Source organism: Bacillus sp. LR--39 (assembly GCF_053613335.1).
The window spans coordinates 1-838 of record NZ_JBSIOT010000603.1 but is presented as its reverse complement, the minus strand read 5'-3'; the positions used below and the strand labels follow the sequence as shown (position 1 = coordinate 838).

Here is an 838-nt window from a genome sequence, read left to right as displayed (position 1 = left end):
GAAGGAGGAGCATTATGAATTTAATACCTACAGTCATTGAACAAACGAACCGCGGGGAAAGAGCGTATGACATTTATTCTCGTCTATTAAAGGATCGTATCATCATGCTTGGATCTGCGATTGATGACAACGTTGCGAACTCCATCGTGTCACAGCTTTTATTCTTAGCAGCAGAAGACCCTGAAAAAGAAATTTCTCTTTACATCAACAGCCCGGGCGGCTCTATTACAGCCGGTATGGCGATCTATGATACCATGCAGTTTATTAAGCCGAAGGTATCTACAATTTGTATCGGTACGGCTGCGTCAATGGGCGCTTTCCTGCTTGCAGCCGGCGAAAAAGGCAAACGCTATGCGCTTCCAAACAGTGAAGTCATGATTCACCAGCCACTTGGCGGTGCGCAAGGTCAGGCGACAGAAATTGAAATTGCCGCGAAACGCATTCTCTTGCTTCGCGACAAACTAAACAAAGTCCTTGCTGAACGTACTGGCCAGCCGCTTGAAGTGATCGAACGCGACACAGACCGTGATAACTTCAAGTCTGCTGAAGAAGCGCTTGAATACGGCCTGATTGACAAAATTTTGACTCACACAGAAGACAAAAAGTAATAACACAACCTGCAAGAGCTGCGTCTCTTGCAGGTTTTTTTCATTTCAAGGATTTGACTCCCTTAAACACTTTTTATTCTATACTGCTCCCATTCCTCATGTAACAGCTCAAGCGTCAAATCATTCGTCTGCCTCACAACCAGATCAGCACCAAGCATCGGCTGTCCTTGACCTACACCAACCGCAAACATCCCCGCAGATTTGATTGCAGAAATGCCTGCTTCTGCGTC

1 protein-coding gene and 1 pseudogene are annotated in these 838 nt (G+C 46.1%); one reads left to right on the top strand and one right to left on the bottom strand.

What is annotated here, in order from left to right; translation table 11 throughout:
* The first annotated feature begins 14 nt into the window (after positions 1 to 14).
* A complete protein-coding gene (gene clpP, locus ACWHAR_RS25235) occupies positions 15 to 608 on the top strand; it encodes an ATP-dependent Clp endopeptidase proteolytic subunit ClpP (protein WP_452088202.1) in 594 nt (197 codons plus the stop codon).
* Positions 609 to 670: 62 nt separating this feature from the next.
* Here the strand turns inward: clpP and ACWHAR_RS25230 are convergent.
* A pseudogene (locus ACWHAR_RS25230) lies at positions 671 to 838 on the bottom strand (beta-phosphoglucomutase); the annotation flags it as partial.

Bases quoted from the DNA above. Each gene is read 5' to 3' on its own strand.
- clpP (WP_452088202.1), top strand. From the start codon at position 15: ATGAATTTAATACCTACAGTCATTGAACAAACGAACCGCGGGGAAAGA.